The organism is Croceicoccus gelatinilyticus (genome assembly GCF_018398395.1).
Classification (GTDB): domain Bacteria; phylum Pseudomonadota; class Alphaproteobacteria; order Sphingomonadales; family Sphingomonadaceae; genus Croceicoccus; species Croceicoccus gelatinilyticus.
The window spans coordinates 185,564-204,419 of sequence record NZ_JAHCBF010000001.1; the positions used below are offsets into that span (position 1 = coordinate 185,564).

Annotated in this window: 29 protein-coding genes; all 29 read left to right on the forward strand. The window is 60.6% G+C overall.

Annotated features, from left to right (window positions below; genetic code table 11):
* Positions 1–15 precede the first annotated feature (15 nt).
* The 29 genes from KIH45_RS01040 (at position 16) to KIH45_RS01180 (ending at position 18,775) form a co-directional block, all read left to right on the forward strand.
* Positions 16–870 (forward strand): hypothetical protein, encoded by an 855-nt coding sequence (locus tag KIH45_RS01040; protein ID WP_213174159.1) that lies wholly within the window; start codon positions 16–18, stop codon positions 868–870.
* Positions 867–1,415, forward strand: coding sequence for a hypothetical protein (locus KIH45_RS01045; protein WP_213174160.1), 549 nt, complete (start codon positions 867–869; stop codon positions 1,413–1,415). Before KIH45_RS01040 ends, KIH45_RS01045 begins: the two co-directional genes overlap by 4 nt.
* 398 nt (positions 1,416–1,813) lie before the next feature.
* Positions 1,814–2,185: a 30S ribosomal protein S12 gene (gene rpsL / locus KIH45_RS01050; RefSeq protein ID WP_047820267.1), complete on the forward strand. Its 372-nt coding sequence runs from the start codon at positions 1,814–1,816 to the stop codon at positions 2,183–2,185.
* 163 nt (positions 2,186–2,348) lie between these two features.
* Entirely contained in the window at positions 2,349–2,819 is a 471-nt protein-coding gene (gene rpsG / locus KIH45_RS01055) for a 30S ribosomal protein S7 (RefSeq protein ID WP_213174161.1), read from the forward strand.
* 134 nt (positions 2,820–2,953) lie between these two features.
* A complete protein-coding gene (gene fusA / locus KIH45_RS01060; protein ID WP_213174162.1) occupies positions 2,954–5,086 on the forward strand; it encodes an elongation factor G in 2,133 nt (710 codons plus the stop codon).
* 137 nt (positions 5,087–5,223) lie between these two features.
* Positions 5,224–6,399, forward strand: a complete 1,176-nt coding sequence (gene tuf, locus KIH45_RS01065) for an elongation factor Tu (protein ID WP_213174163.1) — start codon at positions 5,224–5,226, stop codon at positions 6,397–6,399.
* Positions 6,400–6,567: 168 nt separating this feature from the next.
* The gene (gene rpsJ, locus KIH45_RS01070; protein ID WP_047820271.1) at positions 6,568–6,879 is read left to right on the forward strand and encodes a 30S ribosomal protein S10; all 312 of its coding nucleotides are present in this window, start codon (positions 6,568–6,570) and stop codon (positions 6,877–6,879) included.
* A 187-nt stretch (positions 6,880–7,066) separates the two neighbouring features.
* Positions 7,067–7,921: a 50S ribosomal protein L3 gene (gene rplC / locus KIH45_RS01075; RefSeq protein WP_213174164.1), complete on the forward strand. Its 855-nt coding sequence runs from the start codon at positions 7,067–7,069 to the stop codon at positions 7,919–7,921.
* 3 nt (positions 7,922–7,924) lie between these two features.
* Positions 7,925–8,548 (forward strand): 50S ribosomal protein L4, encoded by a 624-nt coding sequence (rplD, locus tag KIH45_RS01080; protein ID WP_213174165.1) that lies wholly within the window; start codon positions 7,925–7,927, stop codon positions 8,546–8,548.
* Complete coding sequence (locus KIH45_RS01085; protein ID WP_066765577.1) at positions 8,541–8,849, forward strand: 50S ribosomal protein L23; 309 nt, start codon at positions 8,541–8,543, stop codon at positions 8,847–8,849. Before rplD ends, KIH45_RS01085 begins: the two co-directional genes overlap by 8 nt.
* A 12-nt stretch (positions 8,850–8,861) precedes the next feature.
* Positions 8,862–9,698 (forward strand): 50S ribosomal protein L2, encoded by an 837-nt coding sequence (rplB, locus tag KIH45_RS01090; RefSeq protein ID WP_066765579.1) that lies wholly within the window; start codon positions 8,862–8,864, stop codon positions 9,696–9,698.
* Positions 9,699–9,704: 6 nt separating this feature from the next.
* Positions 9,705–9,980 carry a 30S ribosomal protein S19 gene (rpsS, locus tag KIH45_RS01095; protein WP_066552624.1) on the forward strand — a complete coding sequence of 92 codons (276 nt, stop codon included), beginning with the start codon at positions 9,705–9,707 and terminating at the stop codon, positions 9,978–9,980.
* Complete coding sequence (rplV, locus tag KIH45_RS01100) at positions 9,980–10,357, forward strand: 50S ribosomal protein L22 (RefSeq protein ID WP_066765580.1); 378 nt, start codon at positions 9,980–9,982, stop codon at positions 10,355–10,357. Before rpsS ends, rplV begins: the two co-directional genes overlap by 1 nt.
* Positions 10,358–10,360: 3 nt before the next feature.
* Positions 10,361–11,056, forward strand: coding sequence for a 30S ribosomal protein S3 (rpsC, locus tag KIH45_RS01105; RefSeq protein WP_213174166.1), 696 nt, complete (start codon positions 10,361–10,363; stop codon positions 11,054–11,056).
* 21 nt (positions 11,057–11,077) lie between these two features.
* Positions 11,078–11,512, forward strand: coding sequence for a 50S ribosomal protein L16 (rplP, locus tag KIH45_RS01110; RefSeq protein ID WP_066552631.1), 435 nt, complete (start codon positions 11,078–11,080; stop codon positions 11,510–11,512).
* Positions 11,509–11,712, forward strand: a complete 204-nt coding sequence (gene rpmC / locus KIH45_RS01115; protein ID WP_066552632.1) for a 50S ribosomal protein L29 — start codon at positions 11,509–11,511, stop codon at positions 11,710–11,712. The genes rplP and rpmC overlap by 4 nt, the downstream gene beginning before the upstream one ends.
* Positions 11,713–11,722: 10 nt before the next feature.
* Positions 11,723–12,013, forward strand: a complete 291-nt coding sequence (gene rpsQ / locus KIH45_RS01120; protein WP_213174167.1) for a 30S ribosomal protein S17 — start codon at positions 11,723–11,725, stop codon at positions 12,011–12,013.
* A 65-nt stretch (positions 12,014–12,078) separates the two neighbouring features.
* Positions 12,079–12,447 carry a 50S ribosomal protein L14 gene (rplN, locus tag KIH45_RS01125; protein WP_066775183.1) on the forward strand — a complete coding sequence of 123 codons (369 nt, stop codon included), beginning with the start codon at positions 12,079–12,081 and terminating at the stop codon, positions 12,445–12,447.
* Entirely contained in the window at positions 12,447–12,767 is a 321-nt protein-coding gene (rplX, locus tag KIH45_RS01130; protein ID WP_213174168.1) for a 50S ribosomal protein L24, read from the forward strand. The genes rplN and rplX overlap by 1 nt, the downstream gene beginning before the upstream one ends.
* Positions 12,760–13,341: a 50S ribosomal protein L5 gene (gene rplE, locus KIH45_RS01135; RefSeq protein ID WP_213174169.1), complete on the forward strand. Its 582-nt coding sequence runs from the start codon at positions 12,760–12,762 to the stop codon at positions 13,339–13,341. The genes rplX and rplE overlap by 8 nt, the downstream gene beginning before the upstream one ends.
* 26 nt (positions 13,342–13,367) lie before the next feature.
* Positions 13,368–13,673, forward strand: a complete 306-nt coding sequence (gene rpsN / locus KIH45_RS01140; protein WP_213174170.1) for a 30S ribosomal protein S14 — start codon at positions 13,368–13,370, stop codon at positions 13,671–13,673.
* An 11-nt stretch (positions 13,674–13,684) separates the two neighbouring features.
* Complete coding sequence (rpsH, locus tag KIH45_RS01145; protein WP_213174171.1) at positions 13,685–14,080, forward strand: 30S ribosomal protein S8; 396 nt, start codon at positions 13,685–13,687, stop codon at positions 14,078–14,080.
* Positions 14,080–14,613 (forward strand): 50S ribosomal protein L6, encoded by a 534-nt coding sequence (rplF, locus tag KIH45_RS01150; protein WP_213174172.1) that lies wholly within the window; start codon positions 14,080–14,082, stop codon positions 14,611–14,613. The genes rpsH and rplF overlap by 1 nt, the downstream gene beginning before the upstream one ends.
* A 1-nt stretch (position 14,614) precedes the next feature.
* A complete protein-coding gene (rplR, locus tag KIH45_RS01155; protein ID WP_066552646.1) occupies positions 14,615–14,959 on the forward strand; it encodes a 50S ribosomal protein L18 in 345 nt (114 codons plus the stop codon).
* Positions 14,959–15,738 (forward strand): 30S ribosomal protein S5, encoded by a 780-nt coding sequence (gene rpsE / locus KIH45_RS01160; RefSeq protein WP_420481917.1) that lies wholly within the window; start codon positions 14,959–14,961, stop codon positions 15,736–15,738. The genes rplR and rpsE overlap by 1 nt, the downstream gene beginning before the upstream one ends.
* A 6-nt stretch (positions 15,739–15,744) precedes the next feature.
* Positions 15,745–15,930 carry a 50S ribosomal protein L30 gene (gene rpmD / locus KIH45_RS01165; protein ID WP_213174173.1) on the forward strand — a complete coding sequence of 62 codons (186 nt, stop codon included), beginning with the start codon at positions 15,745–15,747 and terminating at the stop codon, positions 15,928–15,930.
* Positions 15,931–16,120: 190 nt separating this feature from the next.
* Positions 16,121–16,609 (forward strand): 50S ribosomal protein L15, encoded by a 489-nt coding sequence (gene rplO / locus KIH45_RS01170; protein WP_213174174.1) that lies wholly within the window; start codon positions 16,121–16,123, stop codon positions 16,607–16,609.
* A gap of 116 nt (positions 16,610–16,725) precedes the next feature.
* Positions 16,726–18,090: a preprotein translocase subunit SecY gene (gene secY / locus KIH45_RS01175; protein ID WP_213174175.1), complete on the forward strand. Its 1,365-nt coding sequence runs from the start codon at positions 16,726–16,728 to the stop codon at positions 18,088–18,090.
* A gap of 37 nt (positions 18,091–18,127) precedes the next feature.
* Complete coding sequence (locus KIH45_RS01180) at positions 18,128–18,775, forward strand: adenylate kinase (protein ID WP_213174176.1); 648 nt, start codon at positions 18,128–18,130, stop codon at positions 18,773–18,775.
* The last annotated feature ends 81 nt before the right edge of the window (positions 18,776–18,856 follow it).

Below are 18,856 nucleotides of genomic sequence, written 5' to 3' on the forward strand. Positions count from 1 at the left end.
ATCGAGGGGCGCAATATGGGGCTCGGCGGAGCTGAAATACTGATAGCAATAGGGAAGACAGCAGGTGCGGTAAGCCAGCTGTCAAAGTCGTCGCCGATGATCATCAAGCAATCGAAACGGTTGTATTGGCGCTATACACGAGGGCCTGTGATCCTGCCTATTTTTGGTGCAGGCGGTGTAGGCAAATCTACCGCGGGCCGTGTAATTGCGGGGGAAGACAAAGATCGCGCGGCCCACAACTACGAAGAATCGCTTTGGACAGAAGTTATAAATCTTTCTGGAAATATTCCAGGTAAAATAAAAATAGCGCCTGGCCAATTAAGGAGAACAAACAAGCACTGGCCTAAATTATACGAAGAGATCGTAAAAAATAATTCTTACGGATTAATCAATGTTGTTTCTTATGGGTATCATGCGATCGGCACTCAAACGATAAAGGGTACCGATATATGGCAGGAGGGAATGGATGTTGGTGATTTTTCGGAGCAATATCTAGAGTCTTGCCGTAAAAAAGAGTTGGATGCCCTCAACGAGCTTGTTTCCGGCTTGTCTGCGGTATCTCGTCCGCTGTGGATGCTGACATTGGTGAACAAAAAGGATCTTTGGTTTGATCGAGAGGAGGCGGTAGTTGCGCACTATCGCGACGGGGAGTACGCGGAGGCATTGAAGAGATTGGAAGCTCGATTGGGGTCCGGTGCTTTTCAGCATGAGATCTGCCCTGTAGCCTTGACCATATCGAATTTGACATCACAATCGGGTGAGATTGTTGCGCCGGTACAGGCTGGCTATGATCTGGATGCGAGAAATAAATCTCTTCGAGATTTTATGCGAAAAATTGATTCGCTTATTGAGAAAGCGGGCGGGCAATGAGTTATAACTCCGATCCGGACAAGATTTTGAGCTTACTTTTAGAGTACACGAGCAAGCTTAGATCGGTTTGTGATGATCAGATGGAGAGAGAAATTCGCCAAAGAAACTCGCTTTGGTTCTCTGTCTTTTCTTTTATCATAGCCTTATTCATGATTGCCTTCATTTACAATCAGCAGGTGGTGCAAGGTCTGAGAATTGACCAAATGTATTTTTTCGCATTTTCATTGCTTGCGATATCGGCCATTATTTTACAGATTGCTCTTCTTGTGTTTCGTGTTTCACGTAAGTCAAATCATTGGGATGCCTTAAATATTGAGAGTATCTTATTACGCCTTATCAAATTGGCTTCAGGTGAATTTGAATATAGAAATAATACTCTAAGTGATCGCTTGGAATTTGAAATCCGACTTTCTGAGGCGGAATCAGCTTTGCGCATGTCGAGAGATGTTTTTCATGCTCGCGGTCGAGATGATCGCGAAGATCTGCATGAGCTTCGTGGTCCGTACTCTGAAATTTCGAATGCTTCTGTGTTGCGCGAGAATTGAGATTGACCCCCGCCCCAAATCCGCGTAGGGGCGCGGCCAGTCGAGGGGTTGGGTTTCTCCATCACCGCCGATCATAGAGCTGAACATTGCCGGTGATACGGTAAGGCTCGCGCCAGTCGCGGGTCTTTTTCCTTTTGGGGGAATGGGCAATTGCCCGCCCGGATATCCGTCAAAGTAACCTGCCTTGCAGGTGGAGCGTTTCGGTTCGTGCGATGCCTGATGGCGGGGCCTTATATAAAGGCCTGCCCGCCGCACTCGCCCGATCCATTCCTTCCATCGCTGGCAAACGGCTCGGCCAAGAGTTTTTTGGCCCGATCCCATTCGCACCTTCTCGATAAGGGCGCGGGGGAGGGCGCAACCCGGCGGGGGAAACCCTGTCGGCCAAGGAAGGAAGCTAAATGCCTACTATCAACCAGCTGGTCCGCAAGGGCCGCGTCCCGCAGAAGGCCAAGAGCAAGGTCCCTGCGATGGAGCAGAACCCGCAGAAGCGCGGTGTTTGCACCCGCGTTTACACCACGACCCCGAAGAAGCCGAACTCGGCACTTCGCAAGGTCGCCAAGGTGCGCCTGACCAACGGCCGCGAAGTCATCAGCTACATCCCGGGCGAAGGCCACAACCTGCAGGAGCACAGCGTTGTGCTCATCCGCGGCGGCCGTGTTCGCGACCTTCCCGGTGTCCGTTACCACGTCCTTCGCGGCGTGCTCGACACCCAGGGCGTCAAGGACCGCAAGCAGAGCCGTTCGAAGTACGGCGCGAAGCGTCCGAAGTGATCATGCCGGGGGCATGGTCATCCTCGAAAAATCGCAATCGGCGATTTTGTCGGGGATCCAGCCCCAAGGTTTTTTGAGTTCAACGCCATCCGCCTCTGGATCCCCGCCTGCGCGGGGATGACGAATTGAGAAGGTTGGCGACAAGAAGAAGGAAGCAAGCGACATGTCACGTCGTCGTCGTCCCGAAAAGCGGGAAATCCTGCCTGATCCGAAGTTCGGTGATCAGGTCCTGTCGAAGTTCATGAACAACCTCATGCTCGACGGTAAGAAGGCTGTTGCTGAAAAGATCGTCTATGGCGCTCTCGACACCATCGAAGCCAAGGCCAAGAGCGATCCGGTCCAGCTGTTCCACGATGCGCTGGGCAACGTCATGCCGCAGATCGAGGTCCGCAGCCGCCGCGTCGGTGGTGCGACCTACCAGGTCCCCGTCGAAGTCCGCCCCGAGCGTGCACAGGCGCTGGCCATCCGCTGGCTGATCACGGCGGCTCGCAACCGTCCGGAAACCACCATGGCGGCTCGCCTGTCGGGCGAACTGATGGATGCCTCGAACAACCGCGGCAACGCCGTGAAGAAGCGCGAGGACACCCACCGCATGGCAGACGCAAACCGCGCGTTCAGCCACTACCGCTGGTAAGACGTATCTGTGGCGCGGTGGCCCGAGCCCTAGTGCTCGCCTGCCGCGTCTTCAGATGGTCATATTAGTCACTATATGGGGCGGGTCTGCGGGCTCTCCCCGAACCCAATTCTTAAGCCCCTAAGGAATTTTCCATGGCGCGCGAATATCCGCTGGAACGCTATCGTAACATCGGCATCATGGCTCACATCGATGCCGGCAAGACGACCACGACCGAGCGTATCCTCTACTACACCGGCAAGTCCTACAAGATCGGCGAAGTCCACGACGGCGCCGCCACCATGGACTGGATGGAGCAGGAGCAGGAACGCGGCATCACGATCACGTCGGCTGCCACCACCACCTTCTGGACCCCCGAAGATCCGACCATGGATCCGCGCTCGGCTCCCGAAGACCTGCGTGCTGACATGCCCAAGTACCGCATCAACATCATCGACACCCCCGGCCACGTCGACTTCACCATCGAAGTCGAACGCTCGCTGCGCGTGCTCGACGGTGCGGTTGCAGTCTTCGACGGCGTAGCAGGCGTCGAACCGCAGTCCGAAACCGTGTGGCGCCAGGCTGACAAGTACGGCGTGCCCCGGATGTGCTTCATCAACAAGCTCGACCGCACCGGCGCAGACTTCTACTACTGCGTACAGTCGATCATCGACCGCCTCGGCGCGAAGCCGCTGGTGCTCTATCTCCCGATCGGCGCGGAAAGCGACCTTGAGGGCGTTGTCGACCTGGTCAACAACCGCGGCATCGTGTGGCAGGCAGAAGACCTCGGCGCGAAGTACGAGTTCGTCGACATTCCGGCCGACATGGCTGACAAGGTCGCCGAATACCGCGAGCAGCTGATCGAGACCGTCGTCGAACAGGACGATGATGTCATGGAGCAGTACCTCGAAGGTAACGAGCCCGACGTCGCGACGCTCAAGAAGCTGATCCGCAAGGGCACCATGGCGCGTGACTTCGTGCCGGTTACCTGTGGCTCGGCCTTCAAGAATAAGGGCGTTCAGCCCCTGCTCGACGCGGTTGTCGACTACATGCCGTCGCCGCTCGACGTTCCGGCCATCAAGGGCGTTCTGCCCGACAGCGATGAAGAACAGACCCGTCCGTCAAGCGACGACGAGCCGTTCTCGGCGCTGGCCTTCAAGATCATGAACGACCCGTTCGTCGGTTCGCTCACCTTCACGCGCATCTACTCGGGCAAGCTTGCCAAGGGTGCGGTCCTGAACTCGGTTAAGGACAAGAAGGAAAAGATCGGCCGCATGCTGCTGATGCACTCCAACAACCGTGAAGACATCGATGAAGCCTTCGCGGGCGACATCGTTGCTATCGCGGGCCTCAAGGAAACGACGACCGGTGACACGCTGTGCGCACCGAACGCTCCGATTATCCTTGAGCGCATGGAGTTCCCCGAGCCGGTTATCGAACTGTCGGTCGAACCCAAGACCAAGGCTGACCAGGAAAAGATGGGCGTCGCCCTCAACCGCCTGGCTGCTGAGGACCCCTCGTTCCGCGTTACGACCGATCACGAATCGGGCCAGACGATCATCAAGGGCATGGGCGAGCTGCACCTCGACATTCTTGTCGATCGCATGAAGCGCGAGTTCAAGGTCGAAGCCAACGTCGGTGCGCCGCAGGTTGCTTATCGCGAATACCTCGGCAAGCCGGTCGACGTCGACTACACCCACAAGAAGCAGTCGGGTGGTTCGGGCCAGTTCGGTCGCGTGAAGCTGAAGGTTGAGCCGGGTGAACGCGGTCAGGGCTTCGTCTTCAACGACGAGATCAAGGGCGGTAACATTCCGAAGGAATATATCCCCGCGATCGAAAAGGGTCTGCGCGAGCAGGCCGAGAGCGGCTTCCTGGTCGGCTTCCCGATCATCGACTTCACCGTCACCCTGTATGATGGTGCGTACCACGACGTCGACTCGAGCGCGATCGCGTTCGAAATCGCAGGTCGCGGCGCGATGCGCGAAGTCGCGCAGAAGGCTGGCATCAAGCTTCTCGAACCGATCATGAAGGTCGAGGTCGTCACTCCCGAGGATTACCTCGGCGACGTGATCGGCGACCTCAACTCGCGTCGTGGCCAGATCCAGGGCACCGACTCGCGCGGTAACGCACAGGCTGTCGAAGCCAACGTGCCGCTGGCCAACATGTTCGGCTACGTCAACGAACTGCGCTCGTTCACTCAGGGCCGCGCCCAGTACACGATGCAGTTCAGCCACTACGACGAGGTCCCGGCGAATGTCGCGGCCGAAGTTAAGGAAAAGCTCGCCTAAGGCGAGTGGGGCCAAGGAGAAGCTTGCACAAGCTTCTCAACCGGTTTAGGGGCGGCGCCTGATTCAGCGGGTGCCGTCTCTGTCCCGCCTAAAATCAAAATTGATCAACTGATCCAGACGAACAGAGGTTTTTTAAAATGGCGAAAGCTAAGTTTGAGCGGAACAAGCCGCACTGCAACATCGGCACCATCGGTCACGTCGACCACGGCAAGACCACGCTGACCGCGGCAATCACCAAGGTCCAGGGCGCAGCCGTCGATTTCGCAAACATCGACAAGGCCCCGGAAGAGCGTGAGCGCGGCATCACCATTTCGACCGCACACGTCGAATACGAAACCGACGCACGCCACTACGCGCACGTCGACTGCCCGGGTCACGCCGACTACGTGAAGAACATGATTACCGGTGCCGCCCAGATGGACGGCGCGATCCTGGTTGTGAACGCTGCTGACGGTCCGATGCCGCAGACCCGCGAGCACATTCTGCTTGCTCGCCAGGTTGGCGTTCCGGCTCTCGTCGTGTTCATGAACAAGGTCGACCAGGTCGACGATCCGGAACTGCTCGAACTCGTCGAGCTGGAAATCCGTGAGCTCCTCTCGAGCTACGACTTCCCGGGCGACGACATTCCGGTCATCGCTGGTTCGGCTCTTGCTGCTCTTGAAGGCCGCGATCCCGAAATCGGCGAAGAAAAGATCAAGGAACTGATGGCTGCAGTGGACGAATACATCCCGCAGCCGCCGCGTCCGACCGACAAGCCCTTCCTGATGCCCGTCGAAGACGTGTTCTCGATCTCGGGTCGTGGTACGGTTGTGACCGGCCGCGTCGAAACCGGCATCGTCAAGGTTGGCGAAGAAGTCGAAATCGTCGGCCTCAAGGACACCCAGAAGACGACCGTCACGGGCGTTGAAATGTTCCGCAAGCTGCTCGACCAGGGTGAAGCTGGCGACAACATCGGTGCACTGGTTCGCGGCATCAGCCGTGAAGACGTTGAGCGTGGCCAGGTCCTCTGCAAGCCCGGTTCGGTTACTCCGCACACCGAGTTCAACGCAGAAGTCTACGTCCTTTCGAAGGACGAAGGTGGCCGTCACACGCCGTTCTTCGCCAACTACCGTCCGCAGTTCTACTTCCGCACGACCGACGTGACGGGCGAAGTGATCCTGCCGGAAGGTACCGAGATGGTCATGCCGGGCGACAACGTCACCATCGGCGTGAAGCTCATCGCTCCGATTGCGATGGACGAAGGTCTTCGCTTCGCAATCCGCGAAGGTGGCCGTACCGTCGGTTCGGGGGTTGTCAGCTCGATCTCTAAGTAATATAGGCACGCGCACCGGCGGGGGTGATTCACTCCCGCCGGTCGGAATTTTCGGAAGGGCCGCCCCTTCCCGCGTCGGGAAACTGACGATGGTGAGGCGGGGCGGTTCTTTCTTTTTTGGTGGGGGCTTCGGCCCTTGCTTTTTGGCTCTTTCGCATCGGTATTGGACATGGAAGCTCAGAACATCCGCATTCGCCTCAAGGCGTTTGACCACCGCGTACTCGACCAGGCTACTGGCGAAATCGCAGAAACCGCACGCCGCACCGGCGCGCTTATTCGGGGCCCCATTCCGCTGCCGACGCGTATCGAGAAGTTCACCGTGAACCGCGGTCCGCACATCGACAAGAAGTCGCGTGAGCAGTTCGAGGTGCGTACCTACAAGCGGCTGCTCGACATCGTGCAGCCCAACGCCGCAACCGTCGACGCGCTGATGAAGCTCGACCTCGCTGCAGGCGTGAACGTGGAGATCAAGCTGGCCTGAGGCCGGTCTTAGGTCTTCACTTCGAAGACTTAGGGATACCGCCGGAAATTCTTTCCGGGCTGCGTCCCCCGTCTCGCTCTCTCTTTCGGGGGAGGGCATTATCAGCCCGGACGGGGCGACGCATGAAAATCTGGGCTGACACGCACCATGGGATGGGCCCTTGGTGCCTCTGTTAGGAGATTAGGTCATGCGCACTGGCGTGATCGCTAAAAAGGTCGGGATGACCCGCCTTTTCCAGGAGGATGGACGTCACGTTCCCGTGACCGTTCTGGCCCTGGAAGATTGCCAGGTCGTTTCGCACCGCACGATGGACCGCGACGGTTATGTCGCCGTTCAGCTCGGCGCGGGTGAAGCGAAGCTGAAGAATGTTGCTAAGCCGCAGCGCGAACATTTCGCCAAGGCTGAAGTGACCCCGAAGATGAAGGTCGCTGAATTCCGCGTCGAGGCCGAAGACGGTCTCCCGCCGGTCGGCGCCACCATCAGCGCGGAACATTTCATCGCCGGCCAGAAGGTCGACATCACCGGTCACACGCAGGGCAAGGGCTTCGCCGGCGCCATGAAGCGTTGGGGCTTCGGGGGCATGCGCGCCACGCACGGCGTGTCGATCAGCCACCGTGCTCACGGTTCGACCGGTAACCGCCAGGATCCGGGTCGTGTCTTCAAGAACAAGAAGATGGCCGGCCACATGGGCGATCGCCAGCGCACGCAGCAGAACCTCGAGATCGTGCGCACCGACGCCGACCGCGGCCTGCTCTTCGTCAAGGGCTCGGTCCCGGGTGCGAAGAACTCGTGGCTCGTCGTCACCGACGCCGTGAAGCTCCCGCTTCCCGAAGGCCTGCCGTTCCCGGCAGCCCTGCTCGAGAAGAAGAGCACGCAGCCCGAGCACGACGAAGCGCCAGCCGGCATGGTCGAGAGCGCTGCCGAGCACGAAGTGCAGCCGGAAGTTTCCGCCGAACAGCAGGCTGAACTGCTGAAGGAACAGGAAGCCGGTGCCGACACCGAAAACAACGCTGCCGAAGGCGGCGAGAACAAGGAGGGCTGATCCGTGAAGGTGAAGGTCCAGAAACTCGACGGCAAGGCGTCGGGCGACATCGAGCTGAACGACGACGTCTTCGGTCTCGAACCGCGTGCGGATATCCTGCACCGCGTTGTCACCTGGCAGCTTTGGAACCGTCGCGGCACTGCCCGCCCGACGCGTGAGCGTTCGGACGTGGCCCGCACCGGCAAGAAGTGGGGTCGCCAGAAGGGCGGCGGCACGGCTCGCCACGGCGATCGCAAGGCTCCCGTCTTCATCGGCGGTGGTAAGGCTCACGGTGCCCGCAAGCGCGATTTCGACATCTCGCTGAACAAGAAGGTCCGCGCTCTCGGTCTGAAGATGGCCCTGTCGAGCAAGGCTAAGGACGGCCTCGTCGTCGTCGACAGCCTCGAACTCGCAGACGCCAAGACCAAGGCTCTCAAGGCCCAGTTCGAGAAGCTCGGCTTTGGCGGCAAGGTCCTCGTGATCGACGGTGACAGCGTCAACGACGGTTTTCGCAAGGCTGCGGGCAACCTTCCGGGCGTCAATGTCCTGCCGGCCGTAGGCGCCAACGTCTACGACATCCTGAAGCACGACACGCTGATCCTCACGAAGGACGCTGTCGAAAAGCTGGAGGCCCGCTTCAATGGCTAAGGCTAAGGAAATCGACGTGCGGCACTACGACGTGATCGTCGCCCCGCACATCACCGAGAAGTCGACGCTTCTTTCGGAAAACAACGCTGTGGTTTTCAAGGTGGCGGAAACCGCCACGAAGCCGCAGATCAAGGAGGCCGTCGAAGCGCTGTTCGACGTCAAGGTCACCGGCGTGAACACCATGGTCCAGAAGGGCAAGGTCAAGCGCTGGAAGGGCAAGCCCTACAAGCGCGTCGATGTGAAGAAGGCGATCGTGACGCTGGCCGAAGGCCAGTCCATCGACGTCACCAGCGGTATCTGAGGCTAGAGACTGATGGCACTGAAGAACTACAAACCGACTTCGCCGGCCCGCCGCGGCCTGGTGCTCGTCGACAAGTCGAGCCTCTGGAAGGGCAAGCCCGTCAAGGCGCTCACCGAAGGCAAGCGCAAGACGGGTGGCCGTAACAACAAGGGCCACGTGACTTCGCGCGGCATCGGTGGCGGTCACAAGCAGAAGTACCGCTACATCGACTTCAAGCGTCGCAAGTGGGACGTCCCCGCGACCGTCGAGCGTCTCGAGTACGACCCGAACCGCACCGCGTTCATCGCTCTCATCAAGTATGAGGACGGCGAGCAGGCTTACATCATCGCTCCGCAGCGTCTGGCTGTCGGCGACACGATCATCGCTGCTGAAAAGGCTGACACCAAGCCCGGCAACGCCATGCTCCTGTCGCAGATGCCGGTCGGTACGATCGCCCACAACCTGGAGATGAAGCCGGGCAAGGGCGCGCAGATCGCACGTTCGGCCGGTGCATATGCCCAGATCGTCGGTCGCGACCGCGGCATGGTCATCGTGCGCCTCGGCTCGGGTGAACAGCGTTACCTGCGCGGTGACTGCATGGGCACCGTCGGCGCCGTGTCGAACCCCGACAACTCCAACCAGACGCTGGCCAAGGCCGGTCGTCGTCGTTGGATGGGCGTGAAGCCGCTTACCCGCGGTGTCGCTAAGAACCCGGTCGACCACCCGCACGGTGGTGGTGAAGGCCGCACCTCGGGTGGCCGTCATCCGGTTACTCCGTGGGGCAAGCCGACCAAGGGCGCCCGCACCCGTCACAACAAGTCGACGGACAAGATGATCATCCGTTCGCGTCACGCGAAGAAGAAGAGGTAAGCGGTCATGGCTCGTTCGCTCCGCAAGGGTCCGTTCGTGGACCTCCACCTGCTGAAGAAGGCCGAGACCGCCCAGGAATCGGGCGGCCGCGCGCCGATCAAGACCTGGTCGCGTCGTTCGACGATTCTTCCGCAGTTCGTTGGCCTGACGATCAACGTCTACAATGGCCAGAAGCACATCCCCGTGTCCGTCAATGAGGACATGGTCGGCCACAAGCTCGGTGAATTCGCGCCCACGCGTTCGTTCCCGGGTCACGCCGCTGACAAGAAGGGCAAGCGCTGATGAGCAAGCAGGCAGCTCCGCGCCGCGTCGGTGACAAGGAAGCGCTGGCAGTCGGGACCACGATCCGTGGCTCGGCCCAGAAGCTGAACCTCGTCGCCGGTCTGATCCGCGGCAAGAAGGCCGAGGACGCGCTGAACATTCTCGCGTTCTCCAAGCGCGCCATGGCCCAGGACGCACGCAAGGTCCTGGCCTCGGCGATCGCCAATGCCGAGAACAACCACAACCTGGATGTCGATGCGCTCGTCGTGGCTGAAGCCTCGGTCGGCAAGTCGATCACCATGAAGCGTTTCCACACGCGGGGCCGTGGCAAGTCCACGCGCATCCTGAAGCCGTTCAGCCGGCTGCGCATCGTGGTTCGCGAAGTCGAGGAGGCCTGATCCATGGGTCATAAATCCAATCCGATCGGTCTGCGTCTCCAGATCAACCGCACCTGGGACAGCCGCTGGTACGCCGAAGGGCGCGACTATGCCGGTCTGCTCAAGGAAGACATCGAGATCCGCAAGTTCATCGTCGACACGCTGCCGCAGGCCGCGATCTCGAAGGTGGTCATCGAGCGTCCGGCCAAGCTGTGCCGCATCTCGATCTACGCGGCTCGCCCCGGTGTGATCATCGGCAAGAAGGGCGCTGACATCGAGAAGCTTCGTTCGAAGCTCTCGAAGATGACCGACAGCGAAGTGAAGCTGAACATCGTCGAAATCCGCAAGCCGGAAATCGACGCCAAGCTCGTCGCACAGGGCATCGCCGACCAGCTCGTTCGCCGCGTGGCTTTCCGCCGTGCGATGAAGCGCGCCGTTCAGTCGGCTCTGCGTCTTGGCGCCGAAGGCATCAAGATCACTTGCGGTGGTCGTCTCGGCGGTGCGGAAATCGCTCGCGTCGAGTGGTACCGTGAAGGCCGCGTGCCGCTTCACACCCTGCGTGCTAACGTCGACTACGCCGAAGCCGAAGCGCTGACCGCGTACGGCATCATCGGCATCAAGTGCTGGATCTTCAAGGGCGAGATCATGGCACACGACCCGATGGCGCAGGACCGTCTGATGATGGAGGCCCAGACCTCCGGCGTGCGTCCCGCGCGCTGAGGTTAGGGTAAGGTAAGAGCAATGCTGCAACCGAAGAAAACCAAGTTCCGCAAGGCGTTCAAGGGCAAGATCCATGGCAACGCCAAGGGCGGCACGGACCTCAACTTCGGCTCGTACGGGCTGAAGGCGATGGAACCGGAGCGTATCACCGCTCGCCAGATCGAGGCTGCTCGTCGTGCGATCACCCGCCACATTCGCCGTCAGGGCCGTCTGTGGATCCGCGTGTTCCCCGACGTTCCGGTTTCGAAGAAGCCTGCCGAAGTCCGTCAGGGTAAGGGCAAGGGTTCGGTCGAATACTGGGCAGCCCGCGTGAAGCCGGGTCGCATCCTGTTCGAACTGGACGGCGTTCCGGGTCCGCTCGCTGCAGAGGCGTTCAGCCGCGCTGCAATGAAGCTGCCGATCAAGACCAAGGTTGTCGCCCGCCTCGGCGACTCCTCGCACCTGGGAGGTGAATGATGGCACAAGCTGAAGACCTTCGCGCCAAGAGCGACGACCAGCTGACCGCTGATCTGACCGATCTCAAGCGCGAGCAGTTCAACCTGCGTTTCCAAGCTGCGACCAACCAGATCGAGCGTCCCGCTCGCATCAAGGAAGTCCGCCGCCAGATCGCGCGCATCAAGACGCTGCAGGGCGAACGCGCCCGCGCAGCGAAGTAAGGACAAGACCATGCCCAAGCGTATCCTGATCGGGACCGTGGTCTCGGACAAGACCGACAAGACCGTGGTGATCAAGGTCGAGCGCAAGGTGAAGCACCCGCTCTACGGGAAGATCATCCGTCGCTCGAAGAAGTACCACGCTCACGATGCGGACAACACGTTCCGCACCGGTGAGAAGGTCCGCATCGAGGAGGTCGCTCCGATCTCCAAGCTCAAGACGTGGAAGGTTCTCGACCGCGTCGGTGGCCAGGCCGATATCGCCCTGGAAGCCGACATTGAGGTCGAAGCTGCCAACGGCTGAGCCGACTGACTTTTTTGGAACTGCCAGACTGGTTCTGGCAAGCCGAGTGAAAAGGAACCGGATCGATGATCCAGATGCAATCAAACCTTGACGTTGCTGACAACAGCGGCGCCAAGCGCGTCCAGTGCATCAAGGTGCTGGGCGGATCGAAGCGGCGCACTGCCAGCGTCGGTGACGTGATTGTGGTCTCCGTCAAGGAGGCGCAGCCGCGTGCCAAGGTCAAGAAGGGCGACGTTCACCGTGCGGTGATTGTGCGCACCAAGAAGGACGTTCGTCGTCCCGACGGCAGCGTCATTCGCTTCGACTCGAACGCCGCGGTTCTCGTGAACAAGAGCGAAGAGCCCATCGGCACCCGTATCTTCGGCCCCGTCGTGCGCGAACTGCGCGGCAAGGGCTTCATGAAGATCATCTCGCTTGCTCCGGAGGTGCTGTAATGGCTGCCGCGAAGATCAAGAAGGGTGACAGCGTCGTCGTGCTTTCGGGCAAGGACAAGGGCAAGACCGGTACGGTCACCCAGGTTCTTCCGAAGGACGGCAAGGTCGTGGTCGAAGGCGTCAACGTCGCGACCCGCCACCGCAAGCCCACCCAGATGAACCCGCAGGGCGGCATCGACCGCAATCCTGCTCCGATGGCGATCTCCAAGGTTGCCGTTGCCGATCCCAAGGATGGCAAGCCCACCCGCGTCCGCTTTGAAGAGCGTGATGGCAAGAAGGTGCGTGTCGCCGTCAAGTCCGGGGAGACGATCGATGGCTGATAGCTACACTCCGCGCCTCAAGGCGAAGTACGAAGCCGAAATCGTGAAGGCGATGACCGAGAAGTTCGGTTACGCCAATCCGATGATGGTGCCCAAGCTGGAAAAGATCACGCTCAACATGGGCGTTGGCGAAGCCAGCCAGGACAAGAAGAAGGTCCAGACCGCAGCTGCGGAAATGGAACTGATCGCCGGTCAGAAGCCGGTCATCACCAAGGCGAAGAAGTCGATCGCGCAGTTCAAGCTGCGTGAAGGCATGCCGATCGGTTGCAAGGTTACCCTGCGCCGTGACCGCATGTTCGAATTCCTCGACCGTCTCGTCACGATCGCGATGCCCCGCATCCGCGACTTCCGTGGCCTGAACCCCAAGTCGTTCGACGGCCGTGGCAACTACGCCATGGGCCTGAAGGAGCAGATCATCTTTCCGGAGATCAGCTACGACAAGATCGAAAAGGTTCGTGGCATGGACATCATCGTGACGACCACCGCCAAGACCGATGAAGAAGCGCGCGAACTGCTGCGTCTCTTCGGTTTCCCGTTCCCGGCTGAAGAGTCGGAACAGCAGGAGGCGGCGTGAGCCGCTGAGAAAGAGAGCTTAAGTCCATGGCGAAACTGAGTTCCGTGAACAAGAACGAGCGTCGCAAGAAGCTCGTCAAGAAGTATGCATCGCAGTACGCGAAGCTGAAGGCGATTGCCGACGACGAGTCGCTCGATGAGAGCGAGCGTTGGGTTGCACGTCTGAAGATGGCCGAGATTCCCCGCAATGGGAACCCGACCCGCATTCGTAACCGCTGCACCACCACCGGCCGTCCGCGCGGTTACTACCGCAAGTTCGGTCTCTGCCGCGTCGAGCTGCGCGATCTTGCCAACAAGGGCATGATCCCGGGCGTGACCAAGTCGAGCTGGTGAGGATCTGATAGATGGCTATGACCGATCCCCTGGGTGACATGCTCACCCGTATCCGCAACGGCCAGCGCGCGAAGAAGGATTCCGTCCTCTCGCCCGCCAGCAAGCTGCGTGCAAACGTTCTCGAAGTTCTCCAGCGCGAAGGCTACATCCGTGGCTACAGCGAGGACGCTTCGGGCAAGCACCCCGCGCTGCGGATCGAACTGAAGTACTTCGAGGGCGAACCCGCTATCAAGCACGTCGCCCGCGTCTCCAAGCCGGGCCGCCGCGTCTACTCGGGTTCCAAGGAACTGCCGACGATCCGCAACGGCCTTGGCATCACCATCGTCTCGACGCCCAAGGGCGTGCTTTCGGACAACGAAGCGCGCGCCGAGAACGTCGGCGGCGAAGTGCTGGCGGAGGTGTTCTGATGAGCCGCATCGGCAAGAAGGCAGTCTCGATCCCGAGCGGTGTGACTGCCAACATCGAAGGTGACACGCTCACCGTGAAGGGTCCGAAGGGCACCCTCTCGATGGGTCTGTCCGACCTGATCACCTACAAGGTGGAAGGCGAAGAGATCTCGGTTCAGCCGGCGAACGACACGAAGGCCGCGCGCAGCCACTGGGGCATGCAGCGTACTCTCGTCTCGAACCTCGTTGAAGGCGTGACCGAAGGCTACACCAAGGTCCTCGAGATCTCGGGCGTCGGCTATCGTGCACAGGCGCAGGGCAAGAAGCTCAAGCTTCAGCTCGGCTACTCGCACGACGTCGATCTCGACGTTCCCGAAGGTCTCGAAGTGAAGACTCCGGACCAGACCACCGTTGAGATCTCGGGCATCGACAAGCAGGCCGTTGGCCAGTTTGCCGCCGAGGTCCGCCGCTGGCGCAAGCCCGAACCCTACAAGGGCAAGGGCATCAAGTACCGCGGCGAGTACATCTTCCGCAAGGAAGGGAAGAAGAAGTAAGATGGCCAAGCTTTCTCTTTTCGAACGCCGCCGTCGCCGCGTGCGCACTGCGCTCCGCGCCCGTTCGGGTGGCAAGCCCCGCCTGTCGGTGCACCGCACTGGCAAGCACATCTACGCGCAGGTCATCGACGACGCTTCGGGTAAGACCGTTGCCGCTGCCAGCACCCTGGGCTCGAAGGCCTCGGGTGCGAACGTCGATGCCGCTCAGCAGGTCGGCAAGGACATCGCTGCCGCCGCCAAGAAGGCTGGCGTCACGACTGTCGTGTTCGATCGTGGCGGTTTCCTGTTCCATGGCCGCGTCAAGGCGCTGGCCGACGCCGCTCGTGAAGGCGGGCTGGAGTTCTGATGATGGCTGAAGAAAACAACAACGAAACCCCCGTGGTCGACAACGAAGGTTCGACCCCGACCCCGACCGTCGCCAGCACCGAAGCGGCTGATAACCAGTCGACCGAAGCCGGCGATCCGTCGCAGCCCCGCGAAGGTCGCGGTGGTCGTGGTGGCCGTGGTCGTGGCGGCAACGATCGTGGTGATCGTGGCGGCCGTGGTCGCGGACGTCGTGACGATCGTCGCGGCAACCGCGAGGAAGATGGCGAAGAGCTGATCGAAAAGCTTGTTCACATCAACCGCGTCTCGAAGACCGTGAAGGGCGGTAAGCGCTTCGGTTTCGCAGCACTCGTCGTCGTTGGTGACGGCAAGGGTCGCGTCGGCTTCGGCCACGGCAAGGCTCGCGAAGTTCCCGAGGCGATCAACAAGGCCACTGCTTCTGCAAAGAAGAAGATGGTCCGCGTTCCGCTTAAGGAAGGCCGCACGCTGCACCACGACGGCAAGGGCCGTTTCGGTGCCGGCAAGGTCAACGTCCGCACGGCACCGGCGGGTACCGGTATCATCGCGGGTGGCCCGATGCGCGCCGTCTTCGAATCGCTGGGCGTTGCAGACGTCGTGACCAAGTCGGTCGGCACGTCGAACCCCTACAACATGATCCGCGCCACCTTCGACGCGCTGACCAACCAGACTTCGCCGAAGTCGGTGGCACAGCGTCGTGGCAAGAAGGTCGCCGACCTTCTGGGCCGTGGCGGCGCGACCGAGGCAGAGGCAGAAGCCGACGCCGCGGCCATCGCGGAGTAATCGATCATGGCTAAGGCTAAGACCATCAAGATCAAGCAGGTCGGTTCGCCGATCCGCCGCCCTGAAAGCCAGAGGAAAATCCTCATCGGCCTGGGCCTGAACAAGATGCACAAGGTCGTCGAACTACAGGATTCTGCTGAAGTTCGCGGCGCCGTGGCCAAGGTTCCCCATCTCGTCGAGATCGTGGACTGAGCCTTCGGGTCTTGTACCAGACAATGATCCGGGCCGCGGCACTGCTGCGGCCCGTTTCGTTTATGCCACGTCGTTTCCGTGATCGGTGACGATGGGGTGACAAAGCGGGAAGGGGTGGCTAAGGCGCGCACTTCCCAATTGGCGCGAATCGTCGCGCACAACGCGAACAAAGCGAAAGCGAGTGTTGAATATGAAACTGAATGATATCCGCGACAACGAAGGTGCACGTCATCGTCGTATGCGCATTGGCCGTGGCATCGGCTCGGGCAAGGGCAAGACCGGCGGTCGTGGCCAGAAGGGCCAGAAGAGCCGTTCGGGCGTTGCCGTCAAGGGCTTCGAAGGCGGCCAGATGCCCCTTCACATGCGCCTGCCGAAGCGCGGCTTCAACAACCCGTTCGGCAAGGACTATGCGCAGGTCAACCTGGGCATGATCCAGAAGTTCATCGACGCGGGTAAGCTCGACGCATCGGGCGTCATCGACCACGAAACGCTGCAGGCCGCCGGTCTCGCACGTGGCGGCAAGGACGGTGTGCGCCTCCTCGCCAAGGGTGAGCTGACCACGAAGGCAAGCTTCAAGGTTGCCGGTGCCTCGAAGGGCGCCGTGGCCCAGGTCGAGAAGCTCGGCGGTAAGGTCGAGACGACTGCTCCGGCCAAGGCTGACAAGGCCGACGCCGAATAATCGGGACAAGGTTCGGGCGAGGGTGTTTGCATCCTCGCCCGCTGCCTATATGGGCTGTTCCCAGTTCTTGAGACGGCATTCTCGTCTCAGCCCCCGCAAGGCATTAGATTCATATCATGGCTTCACGCGCCGATAACATCGCGAGCAACATGTCCCTGGCCAATTTTGGCAAGGCGACCGAGCTCAAGCAGCGCATCTGGTTTACCCTGGGCGCTCTCATCGTCTTCCGCTTCCTGAGCTTCGTTCCGCTTCCGGGCGTGAACCCGCTGATCTTGCAGGATCTCTATGCTCAGACGCGCGGTGGCGTTCTCGATCTCTTTAACACCTTCTCGGGCGGCAGCCTTGAGCGCATGAGCCTCATCGCGCTCGGCATCATGCCGTACATCACCGCCTCGATCGTCGTTCAGCTTGCCGCAGCGCTTCACCCCGCGCTCGCCGCGCTGAAGAAGGAAGGCGAGAGCGGCCGCAAGAAGCTGAACCAGTATACCCGCTACGGCACTGTCGGCCTGACTGCGATCCAGGGCTACTTCCTAGCCGTCGGGCTTGAGACGTTCGCTGCTTCCAGCGGCCTGCACGCTGTCGTCGCACCGGGCATGATGTTCCGCATCGGCGCTGTGATCTCGCTTGTCGGTGGCACGATGTTCCTGCTGTGGCTGGGTGAGCAGATCACCTCGCGCGGTATCGGTAATGGCGTTTCGCTGATCATCATGGCGGGCATTATCGCCCAGTTCCCGACCATCACGGCTCAGCTGTTCGAAGGTGGCCGTTCGGGCTCGATCTCGCCGTTCCTGATCATCGCGCTGATCGCCATCATCATCGGCTTGATCCTGTTCATCTGCTTCATGGAGCGCGCGCAGCGCCGCTTGCTGATCCAGTATCCCAAGCGTGCCAGCCAGCGCGGTATGATGCAGGCCGACCGCTCGCACCTTCCGCTCAAGCTGAACACTGCGGGCGTCATTCCGCCGATCTTCGCGTCCTCGCTGCTGCTCCTGCCGTTGACGATCACGCAGTTCGCGCAGAACTCGATTTCGCCCGACAGCACGATGGGCGGCATTCTGGTGACGTTGAACCAGTACCTGCAGCACGGTCAGCCGATCTACCTGACGCTCTATGCCATCGGCATCGTGTTCTTCGCGTTCTTCTACACTGCGGTTGTCTTCAACCCGGAGGAGACCGCGGACAATCTGAAGCGCAACGGCGGCTTCATTCCGGGCATTCGTCCGGGCAAGCGTACCGCCGATTATCTCGACTACGTGCTGACGCGCATCACCGTGATCGGTGCCGCCTATCTGGCGCTGGTTTGCGTCCTGCCGGAATACGTGATCGGCCAAGCCGGTCTTCCGTTCTTCCTTGGCGGTACCAGCCTGCTGATCGTGGTGAACGTCACGGTCGACACCATCGCGCAGATTCAGAGCCACCTGCTGGCGCACCAGTACGGCGATCTCATCAAAAAGGCTAAGTTGAAAGGTCGGCTCCGCTGACCGATAGACGTTCCGGCAATCAGGGAGAGTTTTTCAAGTGAACATCATCCTCCTCGGACCGCCGGGAGCCGGCAAGGGTACGCAGTCACAGCGCCTCGTTGAAAAGCACGGCATGCGCCAGCTTTCGACCGGCGACATGCTGCGTGCCGCCGTCAAGGCGCAGACTCCGGTTGGCATTCAGGCCAAGGCCGTCATGGACGCGGGCGAGCTCGTTTCCGACACGATCGTCTCGGCCCTGATCAGCGACGAGCTGGCCTCGATGGGTAACGACGTCGGTGCGATCTTCGACGGCTATCCCCGTACCGAAGCGCAGGCACTCATGCTGGATGAAATCCTTCAGCAGCATGGCCGTACGCTGGCACACGTGATCGAGCTCGAAGTGAACGAGGACGCTCTGGTTGAGCGGATCACCGGTCGTTTCACCTGCGCATCGTGCGGCAAGGGTTATCACGACAAGTTCGAACGTCCGAAGCAAGAAGGCGTCTGCGACCGCTGCGGTGGGACCGAGTTCAAGCGGCGGCCTGACGATAACGAGGAAACAGTGCGTACGCGCATGGCCGAGTATCGCGCAAAGACTGCGCCGATCCTGCCCGTTTATGAAGCGCGCGGCATTGTCAGCCGGGTCGACGGCATGGCCGACATCGACGCGGTGACGGATTCGATCAACGCCATCCTCGAAGGCTGATCGCGTCCCGTTTGCGGGATAACCTCACGGATGAAGTGAAGCGCCGCGTTTGACGCGGCGTTTTGCTGTGCTAGCCCCACG

Excerpts from the sequence above, each read along its gene's own strand:
- rpsN (WP_213174170.1), top strand. The coding sequence starts at position 13,368 with ATGGCGAAACTGAGTTCCGTGAACAAGAACGAGCGTCGCAAGAAGCTC.
- rplX (WP_213174168.1), top strand. The coding sequence starts at position 12,447 with ATGGCTGCCGCGAAGATCAAGAAGGGTGACAGCGTCGTCGTGCTTTCG.
- rplP (WP_066552631.1), top strand. The coding sequence starts at position 11,078 with ATGCTGCAACCGAAGAAAACCAAGTTCCGCAAGGCGTTCAAGGGCAAG.
- rpsQ (WP_213174167.1), top strand. The coding sequence starts at position 11,723 with ATGCCCAAGCGTATCCTGATCGGGACCGTGGTCTCGGACAAGACCGAC.
- KIH45_RS01045 (WP_213174160.1), top strand. The coding sequence starts at position 867 with ATGAGTTATAACTCCGATCCGGACAAGATTTTGAGCTTACTTTTAGAG.
- rplE (WP_213174169.1), top strand. The coding sequence starts at position 12,760 with ATGGCTGATAGCTACACTCCGCGCCTCAAGGCGAAGTACGAAGCCGAA.
- rpsH (WP_213174171.1), top strand. The coding sequence starts at position 13,685 with ATGGCTATGACCGATCCCCTGGGTGACATGCTCACCCGTATCCGCAAC.
- rpsC (WP_213174166.1), top strand. The coding sequence starts at position 10,361 with ATGGGTCATAAATCCAATCCGATCGGTCTGCGTCTCCAGATCAACCGC.
- rplF (WP_213174172.1), top strand. The coding sequence starts at position 14,080 with ATGAGCCGCATCGGCAAGAAGGCAGTCTCGATCCCGAGCGGTGTGACT.
- fusA (WP_213174162.1), top strand. The coding sequence starts at position 2,954 with ATGGCGCGCGAATATCCGCTGGAACGCTATCGTAACATCGGCATCATG.
- rplC (WP_213174164.1), top strand. The coding sequence starts at position 7,067 with ATGCGCACTGGCGTGATCGCTAAAAAGGTCGGGATGACCCGCCTTTTC.
- rpsE (WP_420481917.1), top strand. The coding sequence starts at position 14,959 with ATGATGGCTGAAGAAAACAACAACGAAACCCCCGTGGTCGACAACGAA.
- tuf (WP_213174163.1), top strand. The coding sequence starts at position 5,224 with ATGGCGAAAGCTAAGTTTGAGCGGAACAAGCCGCACTGCAACATCGGC.
- rpsL (WP_047820267.1), top strand. The coding sequence starts at position 1,814 with ATGCCTACTATCAACCAGCTGGTCCGCAAGGGCCGCGTCCCGCAGAAG.
- rpmC (WP_066552632.1), top strand. The coding sequence starts at position 11,509 with ATGATGGCACAAGCTGAAGACCTTCGCGCCAAGAGCGACGACCAGCTG.
- rpsS (WP_066552624.1), top strand. The coding sequence starts at position 9,705 with ATGGCTCGTTCGCTCCGCAAGGGTCCGTTCGTGGACCTCCACCTGCTG.
- KIH45_RS01085 (WP_066765577.1), top strand. The coding sequence starts at position 8,541 with ATGGCTAAGGCTAAGGAAATCGACGTGCGGCACTACGACGTGATCGTC.
- rpsG (WP_213174161.1), top strand. The coding sequence starts at position 2,349 with ATGTCACGTCGTCGTCGTCCCGAAAAGCGGGAAATCCTGCCTGATCCG.
- rpmD (WP_213174173.1), top strand. The coding sequence starts at position 15,745 with ATGGCTAAGGCTAAGACCATCAAGATCAAGCAGGTCGGTTCGCCGATC.
- rplO (WP_213174174.1), top strand. The coding sequence starts at position 16,121 with ATGAAACTGAATGATATCCGCGACAACGAAGGTGCACGTCATCGTCGT.
- rplB (WP_066765579.1), top strand. The coding sequence starts at position 8,862 with ATGGCACTGAAGAACTACAAACCGACTTCGCCGGCCCGCCGCGGCCTG.
- KIH45_RS01040 (WP_213174159.1), top strand. The coding sequence starts at position 16 with ATGGGGCTCGGCGGAGCTGAAATACTGATAGCAATAGGGAAGACAGCA.
- rplV (WP_066765580.1), top strand. The coding sequence starts at position 9,980 with ATGAGCAAGCAGGCAGCTCCGCGCCGCGTCGGTGACAAGGAAGCGCTG.
- rpsJ (WP_047820271.1), top strand. The coding sequence starts at position 6,568 with ATGGAAGCTCAGAACATCCGCATTCGCCTCAAGGCGTTTGACCACCGC.
- secY (WP_213174175.1), top strand. The coding sequence starts at position 16,726 with ATGGCTTCACGCGCCGATAACATCGCGAGCAACATGTCCCTGGCCAAT.
- rplR (WP_066552646.1), top strand. The coding sequence starts at position 14,615 with ATGGCCAAGCTTTCTCTTTTCGAACGCCGCCGTCGCCGCGTGCGCACT.
- rplN (WP_066775183.1), top strand. The coding sequence starts at position 12,079 with ATGATCCAGATGCAATCAAACCTTGACGTTGCTGACAACAGCGGCGCC.